The organism is Leifsonia sp. HAY1-4F (assembly GCF_056755275.1).
Genome location: NZ_JBNDHX010000616.1, coordinates 1 through 237, shown reverse-complemented (window position 1 = coordinate 237; position 237 = coordinate 1). Strand labels below are relative to the sequence as shown.

The window sequence follows — 237 nt, the reverse complement described above, 5'->3', positions numbered from 1 at the left end:
GCGTATTTCCGACGGGCGCGGCAACGTGATCCAAGGTTGGGTACGCCACAGATCGCCCCCGCTCTCAGGGTCATCTGTGACGACTGCGTACAGAACGTGGCACAGGTCGTCCATCGTGCGGGTGTGCGGAACCACGACGTCCATCGTCGGCACGAGCGGCCGATTGCCTCGCACTGAGATCACCCCGTATGAGGGCGTATAGGCCACGAGAGCGTTGTGCGAAGCCGGGGCACGGCC

The 237-nt window shown here is 64.6% G+C and carries 1 pseudogene; it reads right to left on the bottom strand.

Going from position 1 to position 237, the window contains the following annotated elements:
• A pseudogene (locus ACPYOG_RS20720) lies at positions 1 to 237 on the bottom strand (amidase); the annotation flags it as partial.